This is a genomic window from Streptomyces sp. NPDC088812, assembly GCF_044750285.1.
In the GTDB taxonomy this organism is placed as follows: Bacteria; Actinomycetota; Actinomycetes; order Streptomycetales; family Streptomycetaceae; genus Streptomyces.
Genome location: NZ_JBIVJP010000008.1, coordinates 326,351 through 349,340, shown reverse-complemented (window position 1 = coordinate 349,340; position 22,990 = coordinate 326,351). Strand labels below are relative to the sequence as shown.

Here is a 22,990-nt window from a genome sequence, read left to right as displayed (position 1 = left end):
TTTCCCTTCGGTCTTGCGTTTCCGACTCTATCAGATCTTTTCTCGATCCGATTTCCTCGGTGCTTTCCAGGTTTCCGCTCTCGCGTTTCCCTTTCCGGCGGTTCCGACTCTATCAGATCCTTTCGGCGTCTGATTCCCAGTCAGAGGGGGTTGTCTTCCCGGCCGTTGGGCCGTTCCGACGTCTCAAACCTTAGCGGATCCGCCCCGGCGAGCGCTAATCGAGCCGCCGGCCCCAATTCGAATTGCTTTCGGGCATGCCGAATGCAGTCCCATGGGGAGATCTTGCTGTGGTGTGAGGTGCCGCTTCAGCGGCGGAGGTGCTGTCGAAGAACCGTTACGGCTCCGCGGCAACCCGAAGAACTTTACGGATCGCGGAGGGGGGTGTCAAGCGCCCCCTGTCAAGATCTTTTAATCGAGGTCGGTGAGTCGTCCGCCGGCGTCCGGCTGGGCGTGCTCCACCCGGCGCAGCAGCCTGGTCAGAACGTCCCCGAGGGCCGTGCGGTCCTCCGCGGAGAGGTCCTGGAGCAGGTCCTCCTCGAAGACGGTCGCCAGGCGCATCGCCTCCAGCCACTTCTCACGGCCCTCGGGGGTCAGCTCCACGATGACCCGGACCCGGTTGGACTCGTCGCGCTCCCGGGTCACCAGTCCCTCGGCGACCATGCGGTCGATCCGATGGGTCATGGCGGCCGGCGTGAGGCCGAGGCGCTTGGCGAGGTCGCTGGGGCCCAGGCGGTAGGGGGCGCCGGAGAGGACAAGCGCCTTGAGCACCTCCCACTCGGCGTTGCTGATACCGAGGGCGGCGGTCTGGCGGCCGTAGGCGACGTTCATACGGCGGTTCAGGCGGGACAGCGCCGAGACGATCTTCTCGACCTGGGGGTCGAGGTCCTGGAACTCGCGCTGGTAGGCGGCGATCTGCTCTTCGAGGGTCGGCTCGCTGCCGATGCCGGTGCTGCCGGAGGTGTCGCCCATGGGCTCAGTATCGCACGCGGGTCATTCGCCTTGAAGTTCTTCGAGGTGTACTGTTTAGCCTTGAAATTTATCTTCGAAGTCTTCGGTTCTAAGAACTGGACTTCGCCACCAGTGAGCGACCACCTGAGAGAGGTGAACGTGACCAGGGCGATGGGCGCGGCGATGCGCCGGATCCACGTGGGCAACGCACTCAGCGCGTTCGGACTCGGCTTCACCGTCCCCTACCTGTACGTCTATGTGGCGCAGATGAGGGGGCTGGGGGCCGGGACGGCGGGGCTCGTCCTCGCCGTCTTCGCCGTGGCCGCGCTGATCGTGCTGCCGTTCGCCGGTCGGGCGATCGTGCGGCGCGGCCCGCTGCCGGTCCTGATCGCCGCCCTGGTCACCGCCGCGGTGGGCGCGCTGGGCCTGGGGCTGGCCGGCAGCGCCACCGCCGTACTGGCCGCGGCGGCCGCGCTCGGGGGCGGGCAGGCCGTGATGCAGCCGGCGCTCGCGACGATGATCGTGGACTGCTCGACCGCGGACACGCGGTCGCGGGCGTTCGCGACGCAGTTCTTCCTGCAGAACCTGGGGCTCGGCGTCGGGGGGCTGATCGGCGGGCACCTCGTCGACACCACGCGCGTGTCGTCGTTCACGCTGCTGTTCGCGATCGAGGCGGCGATGTTCCTGCTGCTGGCCGCGGTGGTGGCGACCGTGCGGATGCCGCAGGCGCCACGGGTCGAGGACGCTCCGCGGGGATCCTCGAAGGGGAGCTGGAGGCAGTTGCTCGGGAACCGGGCGATGGTGCAGCTGTGTGTGCTGGGCTTCGTCCTGTTCTTCGCCTGCTACGGACAGTTCGAGTCGGGGCTGAGTGCGTACGGGGTCGAGGCCGCGGGGATCTCCACGTCCGCGCTCGGGACCGCGCTCGCCGCGAACACGGTGGTGATCGTCGTCGCGCAGTTCGCCGTCCTGAAGTTCGTCGAGCGGCAGAAGCGGTCGCGGGTGATCGCTGCGGTGGGTCTGATCTGGGCCGTGGCATGGGCCGTGGCCGGCTACGCGGGGCTGGGGCACGGCAGCCGGGAGATGGCGACGGCGGCCTTCGTGTCGACGTACGCGCTGTTCGGGCTGGGGGAGGCGATGCTGTCGCCGACGGTCGCGCCGCTGGTCGCCGATCTGGCGCCGGCCGGGTTGGCGGGCCAGTACAACTCGGCGTTCGCACTGGTCAAGCAGCTGGCGCTGGCGATCGGTCCGGCCGTGGGCGGGCCGATGGGCGCCTCGCTGCACGGGCCGTACGTGGTGACGTTCCTGGTGTTCTCGTTGGGGATCAGCGTCCTCGCCGTGCGGCTGGGGCGGCGGCTCACCGCCGAGCAGGATCAGCCGTGGCTCGGGCGGAACCGGGTGGTGGCTCGGGGCGGGGCGGCCACGGAGCCCGTCGGCGCCGAGGCGTGAGGCCGTCCTGAGGGTGTCATGAGGGCGTCATGAGGCTGTGCGGGGGCGGCGTCGTCGTGGACGACGGCCGCCCCCGGGCTGTTCCCCGGGCCGTGGCGTCGTCAGTCCGTCGTGCGGGGCAGGACGAACTCGCACCACACCGCCTTGCCGCCGCCCGGGGTCCGTCTGCTGCCCCAGCCGGAGGCGATGGTGGCCACGATCGCGATGCCGCGGCCGGACTCGTCGCCCGGTTCGGCGCGGCGGCGGCGCGGCAGGTGGTCGTCGCCGTCGGTGACCTCGATGATCAGGCGGCGGTCGGTGCGGCGCAGACGCAGGCGCATGGGCGGGGTGCCGTGCTGGAGCGAGTTGGCGACGAGCTCGCTGGTGGCGAGGACGCCGAGGTCGTGCAGTTCGGCGGGGAAGCGCCAGCTGGTGAGGACGCCGGACGCGAAGGCACGCGCGCGGGGGGCCGCCTCCACGCCGCCGAGCAGATCCAGGGCGGCGTTGCGGAACAGCTCGCCGTCGGCGCCGGTGCGGTGCGGGTGCTGGAGGACCAGGACGGCGACGTCGTCGTCGTGGTCGGCGGTGACGCCGGCCGAGCGGACCAGGCGGTCACAGATCACCTGGGGGGTGCCGGTGGCGCCGGCCAGGGCGCGCTCCAGGGAGGCGATGCCCTCGTCGAGGTCCTCGTTCCTGCGTTCCACCAGGCCGTCCGTGTAGAGGACGGCCGTGGAGCCGGGGGTGAGGGGGACCGTGCCGGACGCGTGCATCCAGCCGCCGGTGCCGAGCGGGGGGCCGGTGGGTTCGTCGGCGCGCCGGACGGTGCCGGTCTCGTCGCGGACGAGGATGGGCAGGTGGCCGGCGGAGGCGTACACCAGGCGTCCCTCGTTCGGGTCGTGGACGGCGTACACGCAGGTGGCGATCTGGTTGGCGTCGATCTCGGCGGCGAGGCCGTCGAGGAGCTGGAGGACCTCGTGCGGGGGCAGGTCGAGCCGGGCGTAGGCGCGGACGGCGGTGCGCAGCTGCCCCATGACGGCCGCCGCGCGGACGCCGCGGCCCATGACGTCGCCGATGACGAGGGCGGTGCGGCCGCCGCCGAGGGTGATGACGTCGTACCAGTCGCCGCCGACGGCGGCTTCGGTGCCGCCGGGCTGGTAGGTGGCGGCGATGCGCAGGTCGTCCGGTTGTTCGAGCTCCTGGGGGAGAAGGGAGCGCTGGAGGGTGACGGCGGTCTCGCGCTGGCGGCGTTCGCTGGCTCTGAGACGTTCGGCGGCCTCGGCGTGGTCGGTGACGTCGGTGGCGAAGATGAGGACGGCGCCCTCGCCGTTGTCCTCGGCGGCCGGGGTGCAGGTGAAGGTGTAGGAGCGGCCGTCGGGGGCCCTGCGGGACTTCAGGGTGCGCGGCCGGCCGCTGCGCAGGGCCTGGTCGAGGAGCGGCATCAGGCCCAGCTCGCGCAGCTCGGGGAGGGCCTCGGCGGCCGGTTCGCCGGGCGGCCGGACGCCGAAGGCCGCCGTGTAGGCGCCGTTGACGTAGGCGAGGCGGTGGTCGGGGCCGTGGACGAGGGCGACGAGGGCCGGGACGCGGTCGAGGACCTCGCGGACCGGGAGTTCGTCGACGGCGGGGACCGGGGGCGGCTCGTCGGTGAGCCGTTCGGCGCGGGCCGCGGGCACGGAGCCCTCGCTGCGTCGGTCGGTGGTGGTGACCGTGTGCTCGGCCCGCGCGTTGGCGCGGCGCTGTGTTCCGGGGAGCCGGGCGCTCCAGCGCGTGAAGTTCACGATTCCTTGCCTCGTGTAGTCGTCGTCGGCCGGCTCCGGGCCCGGCCTGGGCTCCGGGGGCCGCGCGGCGGTGGCCGCACATTGTTGCAGCACACCCGGGATATGCAGCACGTGGAAACAGCCTCGTCGTGGGGCGGGGCGGGTGGTGGCCCGCCGTGGGCTCGGGAAAGGGCTCGGGAGGGTCGGGGAGAGGCTCGGGGAGGGATGGGTCAGCAGTCTGGCAGGGTGGCCGTGCGGGACGACATTCGTCAGACGCCGGGGCGGCCGGTGGAGTTCCTGGATCCGGCCAGGACTACCCGTTCGGGTTGTTGTTCGAGCCGCCCTTCGGGTCGTCCTTCGGGGTGTCCCGCCGGTCGTCCCGGCCGTCGTCCCGGCCGTCGTCCCGGCCGTCGTCCCGGCCGTTCTCCCGGCCGTCGTCCCGGCCGTTCTCCCGGCCGTCCTCCCGCCGGGCGCCCTTCCGGTCGGCGGAAGGCTTTCCCCCCGCGGCCAGTTCGAACTCCGCACGGGGGTGTTCGAGTGAACCGAGCGAGACGATCTCCCGTTTGAAGAGGCCCGACAGCGTCCATTCGGCGAGCACGCGTGCCTTGCGGTTGACGGTGGGCACGCGGCTGAGGTGGTAGGCGCGGTGCATGAACCAGGCGGGGTAGCCCTTCACCTTGCGTCCGTAGACGTGCGCGACGCCCTCGTGCAGTCCCAGGGAGGCGACCGAGCCGGCGTACTTGTGGGCGTACGGCCGCAGGGGCTCGCCGTGCAGGGAGCGGACGATGTTGTCGGCGAGGACCTTGGCCTGGCGCAGGGCGTGCTGGGCGTTGGGGGCGGTGTACGTGCCGGGCTCGGCGGCGGTGACGTCGGGGACGGCGGCGGCATCTCCGGCGGCCCACGCGTGTGTGACGCCCTCGACGGTCAGCTCGGGTGTGCATTTCAGCCGGCCCCGGTCGGTGAGGGGGAGGTCGGTGGCGGCGAGCAGCGGGTGGGGTTTGACGCCGGCGGTCCACACGACCGTACGGGTCGGGAAGCGGGCGCCGTCGCTGAGGACGGCCGTGCGGTCCGCGCAGGACTCCAGGCGGGTGTGGAGGCGGACGTCGATGTTGCGGCGGCGCAGTTCGCTGACGGTGTAGCGGCCCATCTCCTCGCCGACCTCCGGCAGGATCCGGTCGGAGGCCTCGACGAGGACCCATTTCATGTCCTCGGGCTTGACGTTGTGGTAGTAGCGCGTGGCGTAGCGGGCCATGTCCTCCAGCTCGCCGAGCGCCTCCACGCCCGCGTAGCCGCCGCCGACGAAGACGAAGGTGAGGGCCGCGTCGCGGATCGCGGGGTCGCGCGTGGAGGAGGCGATGTCCATCTGTTCGATGACGTGGTTGCGCAGGCCGATGGCCTCCTCGACGGTCTTGAAGCCGATGCCGTGGTCGGCGAGGCCCGGGATGGGGAGCGTGCGGGAGACGGAACCGGGCGCGAGGACGAGTTCGTCGTACGCCGTCTGGCGGGGCCCGGTGCCCTCCTCCTCGGTGGCGAGGGTGGTGAGGGTGGCGGTGCGCTTGGCGTGGTCCACGGCGGTGACCTCGCCGACGACGACCCGGCAGTGCGGCAGGACGCGGCGCAGCGGGACCACGACGTGGCGGGGGGAGATGGCGCCGGCGGCGGCCTCGGGCAGGAACGGCTGGTACGTCATGTACGGGTCGGGGGTGACGACGGTGATCTCGGCCTCGCCCCGGCCGATGTCCCCTCTGAGCTTCCGCTGGAGCCGCAGGGCCGTGTACATCCCGACGTAGCCGCCGCCGACAACGAGAATGCGCGCACGTTCCTTCACCATCCCATGACGCACCCGGCGCCGGAGTTTGTCCACAGCCCCGGCACGGCGGGCGTCCGGAAGCGAGGCGGGCGCCGGGTTGGCCGAAACACCGGTGTGGAGTGCGGCGGCGCAGGTCAACCGGTGTGCGCCGGGGTGCGGGAAGAGGCGCAATCGGGACGTATACGCCGCGTACTCCGATCGGGGGGCGCTCCGTGCGGAACCTGCCCCTTCTGAATTGAGTCCCGCTCAACTATGTTCGTGTGTCGACGGGGTGTAGGGGGAGGCGCTCCTCGGGTCCGCGACGGGCGGGTCCGGGTGGTCGTGGTCCCCCGGTTCCATCGCCCCGGCTTTTCGATGGCGGGGAGAGTCTCCGGGGGGAGACGTCATTACCGGGGGATCATTCATGCACATTCAGGACAGGCATTGGTCGTCCGCGTCCGCCCTTGCACCGGGCGGCGCGGTGAGCGCGGCGGCGGGCACGGGACGCGGGGACGGCCCGCGGACCACGCCGCTGCGCGTGGACGCACAGCGCAATCTGGAGCACGTGCTGCGCGCGGCGCGCGAGGTCTTCGGCGAGCTGGGGTACGGCGCGCCGATGGAGGACGTGGCGCGGCGCGCCCGCGTGGGCGTGGGGACCGTGTACCGGCGGTTCCCGAGCAAGGACGTGCTCGTGCGGCGGATAGCCGAGGAGGAGACCTCCCGGCTGACCGACCAGGCACGGGCGGCGCTCGGCCAGGAGGACGAGCCGTGGTCGGCGCTCTCGCGGTTCCTGCGGACGTCGGTGGCCTCGGGTGCCGGGCGGCTGCTGCCGCCGCAGGTGCTCAGGGTCGGTGTCTCCGACGAGGGCGGCGCCGAGGGCTCTACGGCCGACGCGGTGCGGGTGCCGCAGCAGCGGTCCCAGCCGGTCGGCGGTGAGCTGCGGCTGGTGTCCGAGGAGGGCGGTCCGGCGCCCGTGGACGACGCCGGGGCGGCAGCGCTGCTGGACGTCGTGGGCCAGCTCGTGGAGCGGGCGCGCGCGGCGGGCGCACTGCGGCCCGACGTGTCGGTGTCGGACGTCCTGCTGGTGATCGCCACAGCGGCGCCCTCACTGCCGGACGCGGCCCAGCAGGCGGCCGCTTCGGCCCGGCTGCTGGACATCCTGCTGGAGGGGCTGCGGTCGCGGCCGGTCGGGTAGGGGGCGGTTCCGTCGGGGACGGTGGGCGGCTTGGCCGATGACGGTGGGCCGGCTTCGCCGATGACGGTGGGCCGGCTTCGCCGGGGACGGCGGCCGGTTCCGCTGACGACGGCGGGCCGGCTTCGCCGACGACGGCGGCCGGTTCCGCTGACGACGGCGGGCCAGCTCTCTCACTGGTGGCGGGCCGCATCCGTCAACGGTGGCGGGAAAGGTCCGCCAACGGTGCGGAACAGGTCCGTCACCGGTGGCGGGCCAGGCCCGTCATGGGCGGCGGGCCAGGCCCGTCATGGGCGGCGGCCGGATTCGTCAGCGGTGGCGGAAGCCGTGAGTGACTCGAAAGGGTGACGGTGGGACGGGGCGTTCCGGCGCTCCTCCCCCGGCCCTCCGCCACGGGCGTGCCCGGCGCGCCCGACAGGCTGCGCGGCGTCTCTGCCGGGCGCGGCAGCCGAACCTTCCCCGTTCGGGTGAATTCCCGCACTGAAGTGCGAATCAGCCCCCCGACGGACGGGTGGGCGGGCCCGGTCCGCGGGGATCCCGGAGGAAGGCCGGTATGGCACTCTGAGCCGGTGGTCGGGACCGGTTGGGCAGGCGGCAGGGGCTTTCCGCGATGAGCGTTGAGGGGCGGAACGGGTCACTGGGCGACGGTGGCGCGGAGGCCGGTGGCCGGGTGGCGCCGCAGGTGCCCAGTCAGGGCGGGCGCCCGGGTGTCCCCCGAGGCCGCGACACCGCGGGCGTGCCGCCGGAGGGCGTCGGCGTTCCGGCACAGCGCGAGTGGCGGGCGGACGACAGCGTCCTGCCGCCGCCGGACACGCCGCCGGCCGACGCCGAGCTGATCGGGCGGATGCGCTCGGGCGACGACACGGCGTACGAGGAGCTGTACCGGCGCCATGCCGACGCCGTGCGCCGGTACGCGCGCACCTGCTGCCGGGACGCCCACACCGCCGACGACCTCACCGCCGAGGTCTTCGCCCGCATGCTCCAGGCCGTACGCCGCGGCTCCGGCCCCGAGCACGCCGTACGCGCCTACCTGCTCACCTCCGTCCGCCGGGTCGCCGCCGACTGGACGCGGTCGGCGAAGCGGGAACAGCTCGTGGACGACTTCGCGGTGTTCGCCGCGCAGTCCGGCCGGTCCTCCGAGGTCTCCGACAACGACGCGCTCGACCTCGGCGCGGAGGTGCGCGCGATGCACGAGGCCGATCGGTCCATGGCCATGCGGGCCTTCCGCTCGCTGCCCGAGCGCTGGCAGGCCGTGCTGTGGCACACCGAGGTCGAGGACGAGTCGCCGAGCGAGGTCGCCACGCTCTTCGGGCTCGACGCCAACGGCACCCGCGTGCTGGCCAGCAGGGCGCGTGAGGGCCTCAAGCAGGCCTACCTCCAGGCCCACGTCAGCGCCACCCTCACCAGCGACGAGGAGTGCGCCCGGTGGGCCGACCAGCTCGGCACGTACGCCCGCCGCCGGCTGCGCACCCGCGCCGAACGGGGGCTGCGCAAGCACCTGGAGGAGTGCGCGAGGTGTCGGCTGGCCGCCCTCCAGATCGAGGAGGTGGCGGGAGGCATCCCCGCCGTCGTGCCGGTCGCGGTCATCGGCTGGTTCGGAGCCGCCGGGTACGCCAAGGCGGCCGCGCTCATCGCCGGCGGTGCCGGGGCGGCGGGCGTCGCGGGCGGTACGGCGGTGTCGGGCGGCGGATCGTCGGGCGCGTGGGGCGCCGGGGGCGGTGCGGCGGCGAGCGGCGGCTCCTCGGGCTCCGGGGGCGGTACGGCGGCCTCGGAGGGGCTGGGCGCGCCGGTGAAGGCCGGTGTCGCGGCCGGCGTGGTCGCGGTGGCGGCCGCGGCGGTGGCTCTCGGCCTCGTCGGCGACGACAGCCCCGCGCGGCAGCCCGTGGCCCATCCCCCCACCTCCGTCCCGGCCGTCCTGCCGGAGCAGCCCACGCCGGCGCCGACGCCCCGCCCCACCCGCACGCAGGAGAGGTCCACGCCGCCCCCCACGGTGATCGTCCCGGCCGAGGCCGCCACGCCGACGCCCACGTCCCGGCCCGACGGGAAGTCGACCCCCACCCCCACCCCCACACCGACCCCCACCCCCGCTCCTGACCCGGCGCCCACCTCCACACCGTCGTCGGCACCCCCGCCGGCCCCGGCCGTCCACCGGCTCGACGAGTTGCCCTTCGACGTCGCCGGCGACGGCACCGGGCCGGAGATCCGGCTGGGCGGCAGCAGTTGGGGCTGGCAGCGCTCCGAGCTGTCCATCGCCGGCCGGCAGTACGCGCGCGGGGTGACCGTCCACGGGGACTCCTCCGTCACCGTCGATCTGAACCGCGCCTGCACCGCGTACGACGCCGTGGTCGGCGTCGACGACCTCACGGGGAAGCTCGGCAAGGTCACCTTCTCCGTCCACGCCGACGGGGACCGGCTCTGGACGTCCCCCGTGGTCGGGGGCGGTGACCCGGCCGTCCCCGTCCATGTGGACCTCACCGGGCGCCGGACGGTCCGGCTGGTGGTCGAGCCGTACGGCCCCCTCGACACGCTCACGCTCGCGGACTGGGCGGAGTCCGGGTTCACCTGCTCCTAGGAGAGCGAAGGCCCCGCCAGGAGGGGAGAAGTCCCCGCCAGGAGGGGAGAAGTCCCCGCCGGGAGGGGAGAAGTCCCCCGGTCCGATCAGCCTCCGGAGGAGACCGCCCGCCGCTGGGGAGCGATCCCCGCGGGTACCGCACGCGCGCGGGCCGGGGTGCCCGTCCAGCACGTGCCGCGGCGGGACAGCAGGCGGCGCAGCCACAGTTCCAGGGAGACCAGGTCGGCCAGGCCGTCGAGCGGGAGGGGCTCGCCCGCCGCCGCCCCCCGCAGGGCCTTGCGGACCACCCGGGCCTCGATCAGGCCCGCCTCCGCGAGGAGAGGGGCGTCGAAGAGGGCCAGCACGGGGTCCGTGGCCACCCGCAGGCCGGCACGGGCCGCGGCGGTGGTGGAGCCGAGGGAGGGGGCACCCCAGCCGGGCGGGAGGTCGGCCACGCCGGAGCCCTTCAGGACGGTGCGCAGGATCGCGGCACGCGCCCCCGGTTGCACGCGCAGGGTCTCGGGGAGCGCACGGCAGGCGCGCACGACCTGGTTGTCGAGGAACGGGGCGTGCAGGCGCTGGGAGCGGATCTCGGCGGCCTGCTCCAGGACGCGCAGATCGGCCGCGTGGCGGGCGAGGGCGGCACGCGCGCGGTAGTCGCCGGGACGCTGGCCGGGGCCCACACCGGCGCGGTGCGCCATGGACTGGAGGCGAACCGATACTTCAGCCAGTGCCTCTCCGGTCAGCCAGCGCGCGGCCGGACCGGGCCCGCCCCAGGCGAGGGCCGCCAGCGAGGCCCCCACGGCGCCCGCGGCGCCCGCGGGGTCGTCGAAGCGGCGGTGCAGTAGCCGGTCGGCGAGGCCCTCCACGCCCGCCCCGTACGGGGTACGGGCCAGCCGGCGGGCGGCGCCGTACACACGCGCGGGGACGAACACGGACCCCTCCGCCTTCGTCAGGGCGGCGACGGGCCGGACGAGGTGGCGTCTCTTGCGGTCCATCAGCAGGTCGGCCAGGCGGGCGGGGTGGGCGTCGAGGACCTGGCGGGCGCCGTGGCCGGTGAAGTGGTCGGCGCTGCCCGCGGCGAGGCGCGCGCGGTGGCGGGCGGCCGTCACCAGGCTGGGGCCGGGTTCGTCGGTCAGGGGGCCGTCCAGGTCGGCGTACGGCAGGGTCTCCTCGCCCCCGGCCACGACGACGTGGTGCAGGCGGGGGTTGGCCGCGAGGGTGCCCGCCCGCTCGACCTCGGCCTCGTGGCCGCCGACGGCCAGGTCGTTGAAGGTGACGGCCAGCAGGCGCTCGCCGGCGCCGGTGCCGTGCCCGAGGAGCGTGCCGGGCCTGCCGGGCAGGCCCGCCGCGAGCAGCGCGAGCGTCCCCGAGGCGGGACCGCCGGACAGGTCGGCGCCGATGCCCGGGACCGGCATCCCGCGCGCGGCCCGTCGCTCGGCGGGGCCCATGCCGGGGACGGGCCCGGGATCGATGTCGGGGACGTGCCGCGGCGCGGACAGACGCGCACGTACCGCCTCGACGAGGGCGTCGCGCACGGCGTCGACCGCGCTGTCCGGATCGGCCGGAGGCGCCGCCACGGCGAGGGAGGCGACCGGCTCGTACCCGGCGATCTCACGCGCCCCGGCGCGCAGGATCAGCGCGTGCCCCGGCGGAACGCGCCGCACGCCGTCGTACGGCGTGGAGTCGTGCACGGCGGCCGGTACGTCGGGGGCGGCGAGGAGGGCCGCCAGGTGGCCGAAGTCGAGGTTGGCCTCGACCAGGTCGGCCAGGGGCAGCGCGGCCGTCGCGTACGCCGTGCCGCCCGCCCAGGGCGTGTGGAACACCGGGCGGGCGCCCGCCAGATCACCGCAGACGGTGATGCGCCGCCCGACCTGGACGATCGCGGTGTAGCTGCCCGGCCAGGCCGTCAGATGGCGCAGTGCCCCTCCGCGCGCGGCGAACAGCCCGACGCGCAGCTGCTCGTCCGTCGCCCCGCAGATGCCGAGCACGGCGATCCGGGTCTGGGCGTCCGCCCGCACCACGCGCACCTCGTCGGGCCGCCAATCGCCGACCGCCCACAGGGGATCGGGGTCGCCCCACAGCAGTTGGGAGCCCACGGGGTGCAGCGTCTCGCCGTCGTAGCCGATGCGCCCGGCGTCCTCGCCGCGGCCGGCGTACCCACCGCCGTAGCCCCCCGCTCCGACGGCGCCGGGGCCGTTCCCTCCCGCGGCGGTGCTGCTCCATCCCACCAACCACCGCATCGACGCCTCCACAGGCTGTGGACAACCAGTGCACCGCACGAACGGTTCACATGCTGCCACGAAGAACGCGCCGCAGAAGGAGGTGACGCCGCTTGAGATCCCCGGAGTGCGCCCCCGCGAACGCCCCCGCGCCGACCTGCGGCACCATGGGAACTCGCGCGCGCGGGGCGCTGGTGACCGCACATGCCCTCGCCTGTGCGACGCGAATGCGCCCCCGAAACGCTCCCCCAAAACCCCCCGCGCGCCCTCGATTTCCATGGTGGGAAGCGAATTCACCCACAGAACAAGGGGTCGATTTTCGGCCAATTACCGGACGGCGGGCCGCCGTCGGGCCGCCGTCGGGCCGGACCCGCACACGCTCCGTACACAGCCGCGCGCCTCGGACGGCGCGCCGGCCCGGGAGACGGAGTTCGCCTCCCGGACCGTTCCGCCGCCCGCGGGGATGGTGGCAGCGGTGTCCCCCAGCCCACTGGATCCAGTACAGCGGGCCGACCCACGCACGGCCCATGGAACCGCTCCCCCCATGGCCGGAGAAGAGCGCACGGACGGGCGCACGGCCACACAGCGGGAGCGCGCCGCGACAGTGCGTACCGGTGCCGACACTTTCGTGCGTGCCACAATCCCGCCATCCGGAAGAATGCCCCTTAACGCTTGGGATGCGGCGAACTACGCTGGGTTTACGAATGCCGCGTGGTTATGCCAGCGCGGCAGCCGTCTGTGTCGAGGGGTGGCGCAATGTCCAGGGAGCAACGCGGGCCGAACGAAAAGCTCGGCGCCGTTCTCGCCCTCGCGGGAATCAGCAACGCCGGACTCGCGCGACGCGTCAACGACCTCGGCGCCCAACGCGGGCTGACTCTTCGCTACGACAAGACGTCGGTGGCGCGCTGGGTGTCGAAGGGCATGGTGCCGCAAGGTGCCGCTCCGCACCTCATCGCTGCCGCGATCGGCCAGAAGCTCGGCCGCCCGGTGCCGCTCCACGAGATCGGCCTGGCGGACGCGGACCCCGCGCCCGAAGTGGGCCTCGCCTTCCCCCGGGACGTCGGCCAGGCCGTGCGCTCGGCGACGGAGCTGTACCGCCTCGACCTCGCCGGCCGCCGGGCCGGCTCGGGGGGCATCTGGCAGTCGCTGGCCGGTTCGTTCGCGGTCAGCGCATACGCAACGCCCGCCTCACGGTGGCTGATAACCCCGGCCGACAGTTCGGTGGCGCGCGAGGTGAACTCCGCCGAGGGCTCCGGCGCACCGCTCAAAGTCGGCCACAGCGATGTGCAGAAACTGCGGGAGGCCGCCGAGGACGCCAGGCGCTGGGACTCCAAGTACGGAGGCGGCGACTGGCGTTCGTCGATGGTGCCGGAGTGCCTGCGGGTGGAGGCGGCCCCCCTGCTGCTCGGCGCGTACTCCGACGAAGTGGGCCGCGCCCTGTTCGGGGCGAGCGCCGAACTGACCCGGCTGGCCGGGTGGATGGCCTTCGACACCGGCCAGCAGGAGGCCGCGCAGCGGTACTACATCCAGGCGCTGCGTCTGGCGCGCGCGGCGGCGGACGTCCCGCTCGGCGGCTACGTCCTGGCATCGATGTCCCTCCAGGCCACCTACCGCGGCTTCGGCGACGAGGGCGTCGACCTCGCGCAGGCCGCCCTGGAACGCAACCGCGGCCTGGCCACGGCCCGCACCATGAGCTTCTTCCGCCTGGTCGAGGCCCGCGCCCACGCGCGCGCGGGCGACGCGCAGGCCGCCGGCGCGGCCCTGAAGGCCGCCGAGAGCTGGCTGGAGCGCGCCCGCGAGGGCGACCACGACCCCTCGTGGCTCGGTTTCTACTCCTACGACCGCTTCGCCGCCGACGCCGCCGAGTGCTACCGCGACCTGAAGGCACCACGCCAGGTGCGCCGCTTCACGGAGCAGGCACTGTCGAAGCCGACGGAGGAGTTCGTGCGCTCGCACGGGCTCCGGCTCGTGGTCTCGGCGGTCGCCGAACTCGAGTCGGGCAATCTCGACGCGGCCTGCGAGCAGGGGGTGCGCGCGGTGGAGGTGGCCGGACGCATCTCGTCGGCCCGCACCACCGAGTACGTCAAGGACCTCCTGCACCGTCTGGAGCCGTACGGCGACGAGCCCCGCGTGGTGGAGCTGCGCGAGCGCGCCCGGCCCCTGCTGATGGCGCCCGCGTAAGCACCGCGCAACGGGGGGCTCCCGGTACCGGTGGGACCGCCGGGGCTGCCGGTACCGGTGGGACCGCCGGGGCTGCCGGTACCGGTGGGACCGTCGGGGCTGCCGGTACCGGTGGGACCAGTGGGACAGCGGGACCGGTGGGACCGATGGAACCGGTGGGACGCAGCGGCTCGTGCGGCGCGCCCACGAGACGCAGGACACGGGGCACGGGACACCGTCCGGGGTTTCAAGCCGTTGTCAGTGGCGCAGTGCACTATCGGAGCCGGGAGGTGGTGCAGGTGGCGCGGCGGGTGCCGGGGACTCGGGCGGTCGGCTACGACTGTGACGTGCTGGTGATCGGCGGCGGGATCGTCGGCCTGTCGACGGCGCACGCGATCACGCGGGCCGCGCCGGGTACACGCGTGACCGTACTGGAGAAGGAGCCGGGGCTCGCCCGGCACCAGACGGGGCGCAACAGCGGTGTCGTCCACAGCGGGATCTACTACCGCCCGGGCTCGCTCAAGGCGCGCTACGCGGTCCGCGGCGCCGCCGAGATGATCAAGTTCTGCGCGGAGTACGGCATCCCGCACGCCGTCACCGGCAAGCTGATCGTCGCCACCGACCGCTCCGAGCTGCCCCGCCTGCACGCCCTCGTCCAGCGCGGCCGGGAGAACGGCATCCCGGTCCGGGAGCTGGGCCCCGCGCAGATCACCGAGTACGAGCCGGAGGTCCGCGGCCTCGCGGCGATCCATGTGCGCACGACCGGCGTCTGCGACTTCACGGCGGTCGCCCGGCAACTGGGCGAGGCGTCCGGCGCGGAGATCCGCCAGGGCGCCCGGGTCGTCCGCGTCGACCGCCGCCCCGGCCGCGGCGTAGCCGTCCTGACCGCCCGCGGCGACATCGTCCGGGGACGCGTCCTGGTCAACTGCGCCGGTCTGCACTGCGACGAGATCGCCCGCCTGACCGGCGACGAGCCCGGGGTGCGGATCGTGCCGTTCCGCGGCGAGTACTACGAGCTGGCGCGCCCCGAGCTGGTGCGCGGCCTGGTCTACCCGGTGCCCGACCCGGCGTTCCCGTTCCTCGGCGTCCACCTCACCCGCGGCATCGACGGAAGCGTCCACATCGGCCCCAACGCGGTCCCGGCGCTGGCCCGGGAGGGGTACGCCTGGGGTGTCGTACGCCCGCGGGAGGCGGCGGCGACGGCGGCCTGGCCCGGGGTGTGGCACCTGGCCCGACGGCACTGGCGTCACGGCGCCGGCGAGCTGCGCCGGTCGCTGTCCAGGGCGGCCTTCGCGGACGCCGTGCGCCGGCTGCTGCCGGCCGTCGAGGACGGGGACCTGGTACGTGCGGCGGCCGGAGTGCGGGCCCAGGCGGTGCTGCGGGACGGCAGCCTGGTGGACGACTTCCTGATCCGGGAGGGCCCCCGTACCGTCCACGTCCTCAACGCCCCCTCCCCCGCGGCGACGGCCTCCCTGCCGATCGGCCGGGAGGTGGCCCGGCGGGCCCTGGGGGCGCTGGCCGACGACTGATCCCCACCGCGCACGCGGTCACCCCGCCCCGTCCGCCCCGCTCGGCCCGGCCCGGCTCGGCTCGGCTCGGCTCGGCTCGGCTCGGCTCGGCTCGGCTCGGCTCGGCCGGGCAGGAAACCCGTCCACCCACGCACGTAAAATCGGCCCCACTGTGTCTGACTCCCTGAACACCCCCGACCTCCGACCCGCCCCCGGCGAGTCCCTCCGCCGCACCCGCGCCAAGGGCGAGCCCCGCTTCCCGGACGGCCCCAAGGCCGACCCCGCCGGCTCGCACTTCGAGCGGCGGATCCGCAGCTTCCAGCCCCGCCGCAGCCGGGTGACCACGGGACAGGCCGACGCGCTGCAACGGCTCTGGCCGAAGTGGGGGCTCGACATCGACGGTCACCGCGTCGACCTCACCGAGCTGTTCGGGAACGACCACCCCGTCGTCCTGGAGATCGGCTTCGGGATGGGCGAGGCCACCGCGCGGATGGCGGCCGCCGCCCCCGGCACCAACCTCCTCGCCGTCGACGTCCACACGCCCGGCCAGGGAAACCTCCTCAACCTCGCCGACCGCGACAGCCTCACCAACGTCCGGGTCGGCAACGGCGACGCGATCATCCTGCTGCGCGAGATGCTGACCCCGGACTCCCTCGACGGCCTGCGCGTCTACTTCCCCGACCCCTGGCCCAAGAAGCGCCACCACAAGCGGCGCCTCATCCAGCCGGAGTTCCTCACCCTGGCCGCGACCCGGCTGAGGCCGGGCGCGCTGCTGCACTGCGCGACCGACTGGGAGCCGTACGCGGAGCAGATGCTGGAGGTGCTCACCGCGCACCCCGGCTTCGAGAACACGCAGGCGGACGGCGGTTTCGCACCCCGGCCCGAGTTCCGGCCGCTCACCCGTTTCGAGGGGCAGGGCCTGGACAAGGGTCATGTGGTGAACGATCTGCTGTTCCGTCGCGTACAGCACGGCTGACCCCGAGCGCCCGCGCCGCCCGGGTCACCGCCCCCGGCCCACGCCCGCATCCACACCCAGGCCCGCCTTCGAGCCGATGCCTCCTCCCCCCGCCCCCCCACCGCCGTCCTCTCCCTCGTTAGGGTCGATGCCGTGGCCACCAGCCCTCCGTACCCGCCGCACCCGCCACAGCCCCCGCAGCCGCCGCAGCCCGGCGCGGTGCCGGAGGGCGGTGGGATCCGGCACGCGCACTGGTGGCAGCGCACCTGGGTGCGGTACGGCGCCCTGATCGCCCTGCTCGCCCTGTCGGGGCTGGTGATCCTCGCCCTGGTCCGCGAACAGACGGGCACCCAGGGGTTCCTGGTGGGTCTGGGACTGGCCGTGCTGCCCGTCCCGCTCCTCATAGCCGTCTTCCGCTGGCTCGACCGGGTCGAGCCCGGACCCTGGCGGAACCTGGTGTTCGCGTTCGCGTGGGGGGCCTGCGCGGCGGCGCTGATAGCGATCGTCGCCAACAGCTTCGCCACCCGCTGGATAGCCACGGCGACCGCCGACCCCGCCGGAGCGGACACCCTGGGCGCGACGGTCGTCGCCCCGGTCGTGGAGGAGTCCGCCAAGGCGGCCGCCGTCCTCCTCGTCTTCCTCTTCCGCCGGCGGGACTTCACCGGGCTGGTCGACGGAGTCGTCATCGCCGGCGTCACCGGGACCGGCTTCGCGTTCACCGAGAACATCCTCTACCTCGGCAACGCCTTCGGCACCGACCAGCTCACCGGTGACGGCGGCATCGCCTCCGTCACCGCCGCGACCTTCTTCGTGCGCATCGTCATGTCCCCGTTCGCGCACCCCCTGTTCACGGTCCTGACCGGCATCGGCTTCGGCGTCGCCGCGCTCTCCGCGCACCGCCGGCGCGCACGCCGGGTCCTGCTCCCGCTGGCCGGCCTGCTGCTCGCCATGGTCATGCACGCCCTCTGGAACGGCTCGGCGTCCTTCGGCGAGTGGGGCTTCCTCGCGGTGTACGGGGCGTTCATGGTGCCGGCGTTCGCGGTGCTGACCTGGCTGGTGGTGTGGACACGCCAGCGGGAACTGGGCACCGTCCGCGAGGAACTGCCCGCCTACGCGGCCGCGGGGTGGCTCGCCCCGGGCGAGCCGTACGCGCTCGGCTCGATGCGCGCCCGGCGGCTGGCCCGCGACCACGCCCGCCGGTACCTGGGCAAGCCCGCCGCGCGCGAGGTGGCGCGGTACGAGGCGTACGCGACCTCCCTCGCGTTCCTGCGGCACCGGGGGAGCCTCGGCCGGGCCGGCGCCGACTTCGTCGTACGGGAGCGGGAACTGCTCAACGAGCTCTGGCGGCGCAAGGACGTCGCTCGCCCCGCCTTGGAGCACGCGGCCCGCATGACGGCTCCTCCGGTCCCGTTGGCCGTGCCGCCGTGGCCGGGGTACGGGGTCCTCGGCCCCGGGCATCCCGGATACGGCGGGCCGAGCCACGGTCGGCCGGGCCACGGCGGGCCCGGTCAGGGATATCCCGGTCAGGGATATCCCGGTCAGGGCCCCTCCGGTCAGGGCCCCTCCGGTCAGGGCCCCTCCAGTCACGGACAAGGCGGTTACGGGTACCCGACGGGACCGGGGCCGTACCCGGGGCCGTACCCGGGGCACGGCCCCTACCACCCCTACCGGTCGTAAGAGCCGGGTCGGCGCGGTCCCCTCAGGCCGAGGCCTCTGTCAGCCGCGCGATGTCGCCCTCGGTCAGCTCCAGCCCGGCCACCCCCAGCAGCGCGGGCAGCTGCTCCACGGTCCGCGCCGAGGCGATGGGCGCCGCGACCGTCGGCCGGGCCGCGAGCCAGGCCAGTGCCACGGTGGCGACCTCGCTGTCGTGGGCGCGCGCGATCTCGTCCAGGGCGACGAGCACCTTCTGGCCGCGCTCGGTCCCCAGGTGCTGGGCGGCCCTCCCGGCCCGGGCACTGTCCACGGTCGTCCCGGGCCGGTACTTGCCGGTGAGGAAGCCGGCCGCGAGCGCGAAGTACGGCACGGCGGCGAGCCCGGCCGCGGCGACGACGTCCTGGAGCTCGCCCTCGTAGGTGTCGCGCGAGACGAGGTTGTAGTGCGGCTGGAGGGCGACGTACCGGGCGAGGCCCTCGCGGTCGGAGAACGCCAGGGAGGCCCGCAGCCGCTCGGGCGAGATGTTCGAGGCGGCGATGTGCCGCACCTTGCCCGCCTTCACCAGTTCGTCGAGGGCACCGATGATCTCCTCTACGGGCACCTCGGGCTTGTCGAAGTGGGTGTAGTAGAGGTCGATGCGGTCGGTGCCCAGGCGGCGCGGCGAGGCGTCGGCTGCGGCCTTGATCGTCGCGGCGGACAGGCCCTGGTAGTCGGGGTGCTGGCTCACCTTCGTCGCGACGACGACGTCGTCCCGGTTGCCGCGGGCCTTGAGCCACTTGCCTATCAGGGTCTCGGACTCACCGCCGCTGTTGCCCTCGATCCATGCCGAGTAGGAGTCGGCGGTGTCGACGAAGTTGCCGCCGGCGGCCGTGTAGGCGTCCAGGACGGCGAAGGAGGCCGCCTCGCCGGCGGTCCAGCCGAAGACGTTGCCTCCGAGGGCGAGCGGGAAGACCTCGAGGTCGGAGGAGCCGAGCTTGCGCAGGGACGTCATGCTCCGTGCCAACGCCTCGGCCGGAGGCGCGTATTTCACGCCTCCGGCCAAGTTCTCGCAAACATCCGGGGAACCACCTCACCGGCCCCCGGAAGACTCAAGGCGTACGGGACGGCCTCAGGGGTTGAGCCCCTTGTCCCGGAGCCAGGCCGCGGGGTCGACGCCCGAGGCGCTGCCGCCCGGGTGGACCTCCAGGTGGAGGTGGGCGCCGGTGACGTTGCCGGTGGCGCCGACGCGGCCGATCACGTCACCGGTGGAGACCTTCTGGCCGACGCTGACGCTGATGGACGACTGGTGGGCGAACCAGAGTTCGGTGCCGTCGTCGAGGGTGAGCACGGTCTTGTACCCGTAGGAGCCGTCCCAGCCCGCCGAGGTGATGGTGCCGCTGTGGATGGCCTTGATCAGGGTGCCGGTGGGGGCGGCGAAGTCGAGGCCCGTGTGGTACCCGGAGGACCAGTAGGCGCCGGCCTGACCGAACGTCGAGGTGATGGTGTACGAGGAGGTCGGCAGCGTGTACTGCTTGGCGAGCTCGGCGAGGCGCTCGGCCTCGGCCTTCTTCGCGGCATCCTCGGCGGCCTTCTTCTTCGCGGCGGCGGCCTTGGCCTCCGCCTCCTTCTCCGCCTTGGCGGTCGCGTCGGCCTCGGCCTTGGCGGCGGCGGCCTCGGCGGCGGCCTGCGCCTTGCTCTCGAGCTGGGTCTGCTGCGACTCGGCCTGCGCCATGATCCGGCTGCGCAGCGCCTCGCCGGCGTCGGCGGCGCTGTCGCCGCTGTCGTCGTCGGCGGCCGTGGTGCCGAAGCTGCTGAGGGCGGACGACGTGGACTCCTCGGGGGTGTCGTCGTCCGAGATCAGGGAACCCACGGAGGGGAGGTCCGGCATGGAGAGGGAAACCGGGGGCTTGCCCGTGTTGGCGCTGGCCATACCGCCCGCGCCGACGGCGGCTATGACACCGACGCCGAGAACGGTGGAGCTGCGGGCGAGTCCGCCGCGCTGCTTGGCGACGCGGTGCCGGCCGCGTACGGGGCGAACGGACTCCGCGGTGGGGTTCCACTCCTCCCAGGGGCCCTCGTCGGTGCGGTAGCCGCCGTAGCCGAAGGTCTGGCTGGGTGCGCTCGGGGCTTCTGAGGCAGGCCGGTTGGACGCCACGCGGGCGTACTCCTTTCCTTCCGTCGCCTACCGGGTTAGCTGACGGGTTCGGAGCGGGAAGGTCTCCTACGCGCGTATACCGGCCGTTACCTCACGGCGGCTCCGCGTGATTCACCCCAAGGTGGTGGTTCCCCGGTTCCCTTACGGGATTCGGCGCGTGCGCACGGAGCCGCCTCTTGTGACGGCTGGGACGACCGCGCTGCGTTATCGAACGTTAATAGACCCGGGGCTGGGTTTCCAAGCCGTTCCCCTTGATCAACAACATTGATGGCCTGGACTTTTACCTCAGGATCGATGAAATCAGGGCGAGTTGACCCGGTGTCGAACACGCCGCGCCCGTCAGGCCTTTTTTGATGGTGACTCAGTTGTTATGCGCAGGGCGCTCACCCGCTCACGTTCCGTAAGGTAGGCCGCCGAAGATCTCGGGGCCGGCACCGGAGACCTCGGTGGCGGATACTGGAGGCCTGGGGAGGGCGGGCGCTGGAGGCCTCGGGAGGGCGGGCTCTGGAGGCCTCGGGAGGGCGGGCGCCGACGCCGCGATGGCACAACACACCGAGGGCCGGAACCCTGTGATCAGGATTCCGGCCCTCGGCCTTCAGTAGCGGGGACAGGATTTGAACCTGCGACCTCTGGGTTATGAGCCCAGCGAGCTACCGAGCTGCTCCACCCCGCGTCGTTATGACACCAGTGTACGCCATCCGCGGGACCCGAAGCACACGGCTTCCCGGGGGGTGGCCCCCACGGGGCCCGGCCCGCCTCAACTGCCGTGCAGCAGATGCAGGTTGGGCGCCTTGGCCCGTTCCTCGTACTCGGGCAGGACGGCGACGTCGGCGCCCGCGGCCGTCAGCAGGCCGGTGCCGTCGGCGTCGGTCACGAAGGTGTCCGGTTCGCGCCAGGCCGTCACCACCCTGCGGACGCCCGCGGCGAGGACGAGGCGGGCGCAGGGGGTCGGGCGGGAGGAACGGTGGGCGCAGGGTTCGAGGCTGCTGTAGACGGTGGCCGTGGCCAGACGGGGGTCGGCGGGGTCGATCTTCGCGAGGGCGGCCTCCTCCGCGTGGACGACGGGGTCGCCGGCCTCGCGGGAGTGGCCGCGGGCCAGCTCCGTCCCGTCCGCGGCCACCACCACCGCGCCCACGCTGAACGCGGTCCGCGACGGCGGGCAGGCGGCGGCCAGCTCGCAGGCGAGGGCCAGCCAGTGCCGGTCGGCGGCGGTGGGGAGCGGGCCGGCGCCGGGCGCGGTGGGCTCGTAGCGCATCAGGACGACGTCGTCGAGGCGCCGTGTCTCGACGAGCCGCAGCCGTCCGCCCTGGTAGCCGCCGGGCCCGAAGAGCCGGGGCGCGTCCGGGTCGCCCACGAAGAGGGGCGCCAGGACGAGCTGGAGTTCGTCGGCGAGGCCTTCCCGCAGGAGCTGGCTGTGGATGGTGCCGCCGCCCTCCACCATGAGCCGTCGCACGCCCCGGACGTCGTGGAGGTGTTCCAGGAGCCGGCGCCAGTCGAGGCGGGGTCCGAGGGGTACGACGTCGGCGGCGAGGCCGAGCGAGCGGGCGCGCTCGGCGCCCGGGTCGGTGGTGTACACGGCCTTCTCGCCGCCGGTGTGCCAGAACCGCGCCGCCGGGTCCAGTTCGCCCGAGCCGCTGACCAGGACTTTGAGGGGGTACTCGGGCCGGCCGGCCGCCCGGCGCGCGGCCCGGCGCTCGGGCGCGTTGACCAGGAGGCGGGGGTTGTCGGCGCGGAGGGTGCCGGCGCCGATCAGAATGGCGTCCACGGAGGCCCGCACCTCGTCGACCCGGTCGAAGTCGGCGGGGCCGGAGAGCAGCAGGCGGTCGGGGCCGGTGTCGTCGAGGTAGCCGTCGAGGGAGACGGCTGCGGACAGCAGGACGTACGGGTACGGCATCGGCGCGGCCTCTCCGGGGACGGTCGACGGGGTCCTGGCGCGGCGGGGGCTCGGCGGCAGGGGGCCCGCGACTCTTGGGAACTCTTGGTTCAAGTTTGAAACAAACCTACACTGGGAGCATGACGACCCGCTGGCTCACTCCCGAGGAGCAGCGCGCATGGCGCGCGTACGTCGCCGGATACCTCCTCCTGGAGGACGCGATCGACCGGCAGCTCCAGCAGGAGGCCGGCATGCCCCACCTGTACTACTCGATCCTCGCCCACCTCTCCGAGGCGCCGCAGCGGCGGCTGCGCATGACCTGTCTGGCGGAGAAGCTGAAGATCACGCGGAGCAGGCTGACGTACGCGGTGGCGCGGCTGGAGAAGGACGGTCTGGTACGGCGCGAGGAGTGCCCCGGGGACAAGCGCGGGAGCGTCGCGGCCCTCACACAGGAGGGCATGGCGGTGCTGGAGCGGACGGCGCCGGGCCACGTCTACACGGTGCGTGCCTCCCTCTTCGACCGGCTCTCACCGGAGCAGGTGGGGCAGCTGGAGGAGATCTTCACGCAGGTGGCGAAGGGGCTCCAGGAGGGCGGCGGCGAGGCCACGCCCGAGGATCTGCCGTGGCGGCGGCGCTCGTCGCCCTGTACCGACGGCCGCTGAGCCGCCCCCCGGATCCCATTGCTTCAACTTTCAAGCATGCGGTAGGGTCCCGATCACCCAACTGCTTCAAACCTGAAGCAGATGCACGGCGGGCATGGCGGGGAACCGCACGCCGCCCCGCGCACCGCCCGCAACCCCGACCCCGCCCCCTGACCCGGAGAACC

General features: G+C 73.8%; 15 protein-coding genes, 1 tRNA gene and 1 riboswitch. Of the genes, 8 read left to right on the top strand and 8 right to left on the bottom strand.

The features are described from left to right. Nucleotides 1-408: 408 nt before the first annotated feature. Nucleotides 409-969: a MarR family winged helix-turn-helix transcriptional regulator gene (locus tag ACIP67_RS17215; RefSeq protein WP_401692503.1), complete on the bottom strand. Its 561-nt coding sequence runs from the start codon at nt 967-969 to the stop codon at nt 409-411. A 150-nt stretch (nt 970-1,119) separates the two neighbouring features. On the opposite strand from ACIP67_RS17215, the gene ACIP67_RS17210 reads away from it, so the two are divergent. Then, entirely contained in the window at nt 1,120-2,394 is a 1,275-nt protein-coding gene (locus ACIP67_RS17210; protein WP_401692538.1) for an MFS transporter, read from the top strand. A gap of 101 nt (nt 2,395-2,495) precedes the next feature. On the opposite strand, the gene ACIP67_RS17205 is transcribed toward ACIP67_RS17210, so the two are convergent. Next, nucleotides 2,496-4,148 (bottom strand): SpoIIE family protein phosphatase, encoded by a 1,653-nt coding sequence (locus ACIP67_RS17205; protein WP_401692501.1) that lies wholly within the window; start codon nt 4,146-4,148, stop codon nt 2,496-2,498. A gap of 292 nt (nt 4,149-4,440) precedes the next feature. Next, the gene (locus ACIP67_RS17200; RefSeq protein ID WP_401692499.1) at nt 4,441-5,958 is read right to left on the bottom strand and encodes an NAD(P)/FAD-dependent oxidoreductase; all 1,518 of its coding nucleotides are present in this window, start codon (nt 5,956-5,958) and stop codon (nt 4,441-4,443) included. A gap of 382 nt (nt 5,959-6,340) precedes the next feature. Between ACIP67_RS17200 and ACIP67_RS17195 the strand changes: the two genes are divergently transcribed. Further along, nucleotides 6,341-7,111: a TetR/AcrR family transcriptional regulator gene (locus ACIP67_RS17195; protein WP_401692497.1), complete on the top strand. Its 771-nt coding sequence runs from the start codon at nt 6,341-6,343 to the stop codon at nt 7,109-7,111. 607 nt (nt 7,112-7,718) lie between these two features. Beyond that, a complete protein-coding gene (locus ACIP67_RS17190; RefSeq protein ID WP_401692495.1) occupies nt 7,719-9,680 on the top strand; it encodes a sigma-70 family RNA polymerase sigma factor in 1,962 nt (653 codons plus the stop codon). Nucleotides 9,681-9,766: 86 nt separating this feature from the next. Here the strand turns inward: ACIP67_RS17190 and ACIP67_RS17185 are convergent, their stop codons facing one another. Then, nucleotides 9,767-11,902, bottom strand: coding sequence for an asparagine synthase-related protein (locus tag ACIP67_RS17185; protein WP_401692494.1), 2,136 nt, complete (start codon nt 11,900-11,902; stop codon nt 9,767-9,769). A gap of 735 nt (nt 11,903-12,637) precedes the next feature. Between ACIP67_RS17185 and ACIP67_RS17180 the strand changes: the two genes are divergently transcribed. The 4 genes from ACIP67_RS17180 (at nt 12,638) to ACIP67_RS17165 (ending at nt 18,181) form a co-directional block, all read left to right on the top strand. After that, nucleotides 12,638-14,062 (top strand): MFS transporter, encoded by a 1,425-nt coding sequence (locus ACIP67_RS17180; protein WP_385071379.1) that lies wholly within the window; start codon nt 12,638-12,640, stop codon nt 14,060-14,062. A 248-nt stretch (nt 14,063-14,310) separates the two neighbouring features. Continuing rightward, entirely contained in the window at nt 14,311-15,570 is a 1,260-nt protein-coding gene (lhgO, locus tag ACIP67_RS17175; RefSeq protein WP_401692493.1) for an L-2-hydroxyglutarate oxidase, read from the top strand. Nucleotides 15,571-15,721: 151 nt separating this feature from the next. Then, a complete protein-coding gene (gene trmB / locus ACIP67_RS17170) occupies nt 15,722-16,525 on the top strand; it encodes a tRNA (guanosine(46)-N7)-methyltransferase TrmB (RefSeq protein ID WP_401692491.1) in 804 nt (267 codons plus the stop codon). Between the two features lie 132 nt (nt 16,526-16,657). Beyond that, a complete protein-coding gene (locus tag ACIP67_RS17165; protein WP_401692489.1) occupies nt 16,658-18,181 on the top strand; it encodes a PrsW family intramembrane metalloprotease in 1,524 nt (507 codons plus the stop codon). A gap of 22 nt (nt 18,182-18,203) precedes the next feature. Here the strand turns inward: ACIP67_RS17165 and ACIP67_RS17160 are convergent, their stop codons facing one another. The 4 genes from ACIP67_RS17160 to ACIP67_RS17145 form a co-directional block, all read right to left on the bottom strand. Beyond that, nucleotides 18,204-19,148 carry an aldo/keto reductase gene (locus tag ACIP67_RS17160; RefSeq protein ID WP_401692488.1) on the bottom strand — a complete coding sequence of 315 codons (945 nt, stop codon included), beginning with the start codon at nt 19,146-19,148 and terminating at the stop codon, nt 18,204-18,206. Nucleotides 19,149-19,265: 117 nt separating this feature from the next. After that, nucleotides 19,266-20,291 carry a M23 family metallopeptidase gene (locus tag ACIP67_RS17155; RefSeq protein ID WP_401692486.1) on the bottom strand — a complete coding sequence of 342 codons (1,026 nt, stop codon included), beginning with the start codon at nt 20,289-20,291 and terminating at the stop codon, nt 19,266-19,268. A gap of 7 nt (nt 20,292-20,298) precedes the next feature. After that, a riboswitch (cyclic di-AMP (ydaO/yuaA leader) is annotated at nt 20,299-20,457 on the bottom strand. Between the two features lie 433 nt (nt 20,458-20,890). Beyond that, nucleotides 20,891-20,964: transfer RNA gene (locus ACIP67_RS17150), tRNA-Met, on the bottom strand. Between the two features lie 84 nt (nt 20,965-21,048). After that, nucleotides 21,049-22,185: a dihydrofolate reductase family protein gene (locus ACIP67_RS17145; RefSeq protein ID WP_401692485.1), complete on the bottom strand. Its 1,137-nt coding sequence runs from the start codon at nt 22,183-22,185 to the stop codon at nt 21,049-21,051. 119 nt (nt 22,186-22,304) lie between these two features. Between ACIP67_RS17145 and ACIP67_RS17140 the strand changes: the two genes are divergently transcribed. Then, entirely contained in the window at nt 22,305-22,826 is a 522-nt protein-coding gene (locus ACIP67_RS17140) for a MarR family winged helix-turn-helix transcriptional regulator (RefSeq protein WP_401692483.1), read from the top strand. Nucleotides 22,827-22,990 lie beyond the last annotated feature (164 nt).

What these genes read in the sequence shown, in the direction of transcription:
- ACIP67_RS17215 (WP_401692503.1), bottom strand. Translation starts at nt 969, where the DNA reads ATGGGCGACACCTCCGGCAGCACCGGCATCGGCAGCGAGCCGACCCTC.
- ACIP67_RS17210 (WP_401692538.1), top strand. Translation starts at nt 1,120, where the DNA reads ATGGGCGCGGCGATGCGCCGGATCCACGTGGGCAACGCACTCAGCGCG.
- ACIP67_RS17200 (WP_401692499.1), bottom strand. Translation starts at nt 5,958, where the DNA reads ATGGTGAAGGAACGTGCGCGCATTCTCGTTGTCGGCGGCGGCTACGTC.
- ACIP67_RS17195 (WP_401692497.1), top strand. Translation starts at nt 6,341, where the DNA reads ATGCACATTCAGGACAGGCATTGGTCGTCCGCGTCCGCCCTTGCACCG.
- ACIP67_RS17190 (WP_401692495.1), top strand. Translation starts at nt 7,719, where the DNA reads ATGAGCGTTGAGGGGCGGAACGGGTCACTGGGCGACGGTGGCGCGGAG.
- ACIP67_RS17185 (WP_401692494.1), bottom strand. Translation starts at nt 11,902, where the DNA reads ATGCGGTGGTTGGTGGGATGGAGCAGCACCGCCGCGGGAGGGAACGGC.
- ACIP67_RS17180 (WP_385071379.1), top strand. Translation starts at nt 12,638, where the DNA reads ATGTCCAGGGAGCAACGCGGGCCGAACGAAAAGCTCGGCGCCGTTCTC.
- ACIP67_RS17160 (WP_401692488.1), bottom strand. Translation starts at nt 19,148, where the DNA reads ATGACGTCCCTGCGCAAGCTCGGCTCCTCCGACCTCGAGGTCTTCCCG.
- ACIP67_RS17145 (WP_401692485.1), bottom strand. Translation starts at nt 22,185, where the DNA reads ATGCCGTACCCGTACGTCCTGCTGTCCGCAGCCGTCTCCCTCGACGGC.
- ACIP67_RS17140 (WP_401692483.1), top strand. Translation starts at nt 22,305, where the DNA reads ATGACGACCCGCTGGCTCACTCCCGAGGAGCAGCGCGCATGGCGCGCG.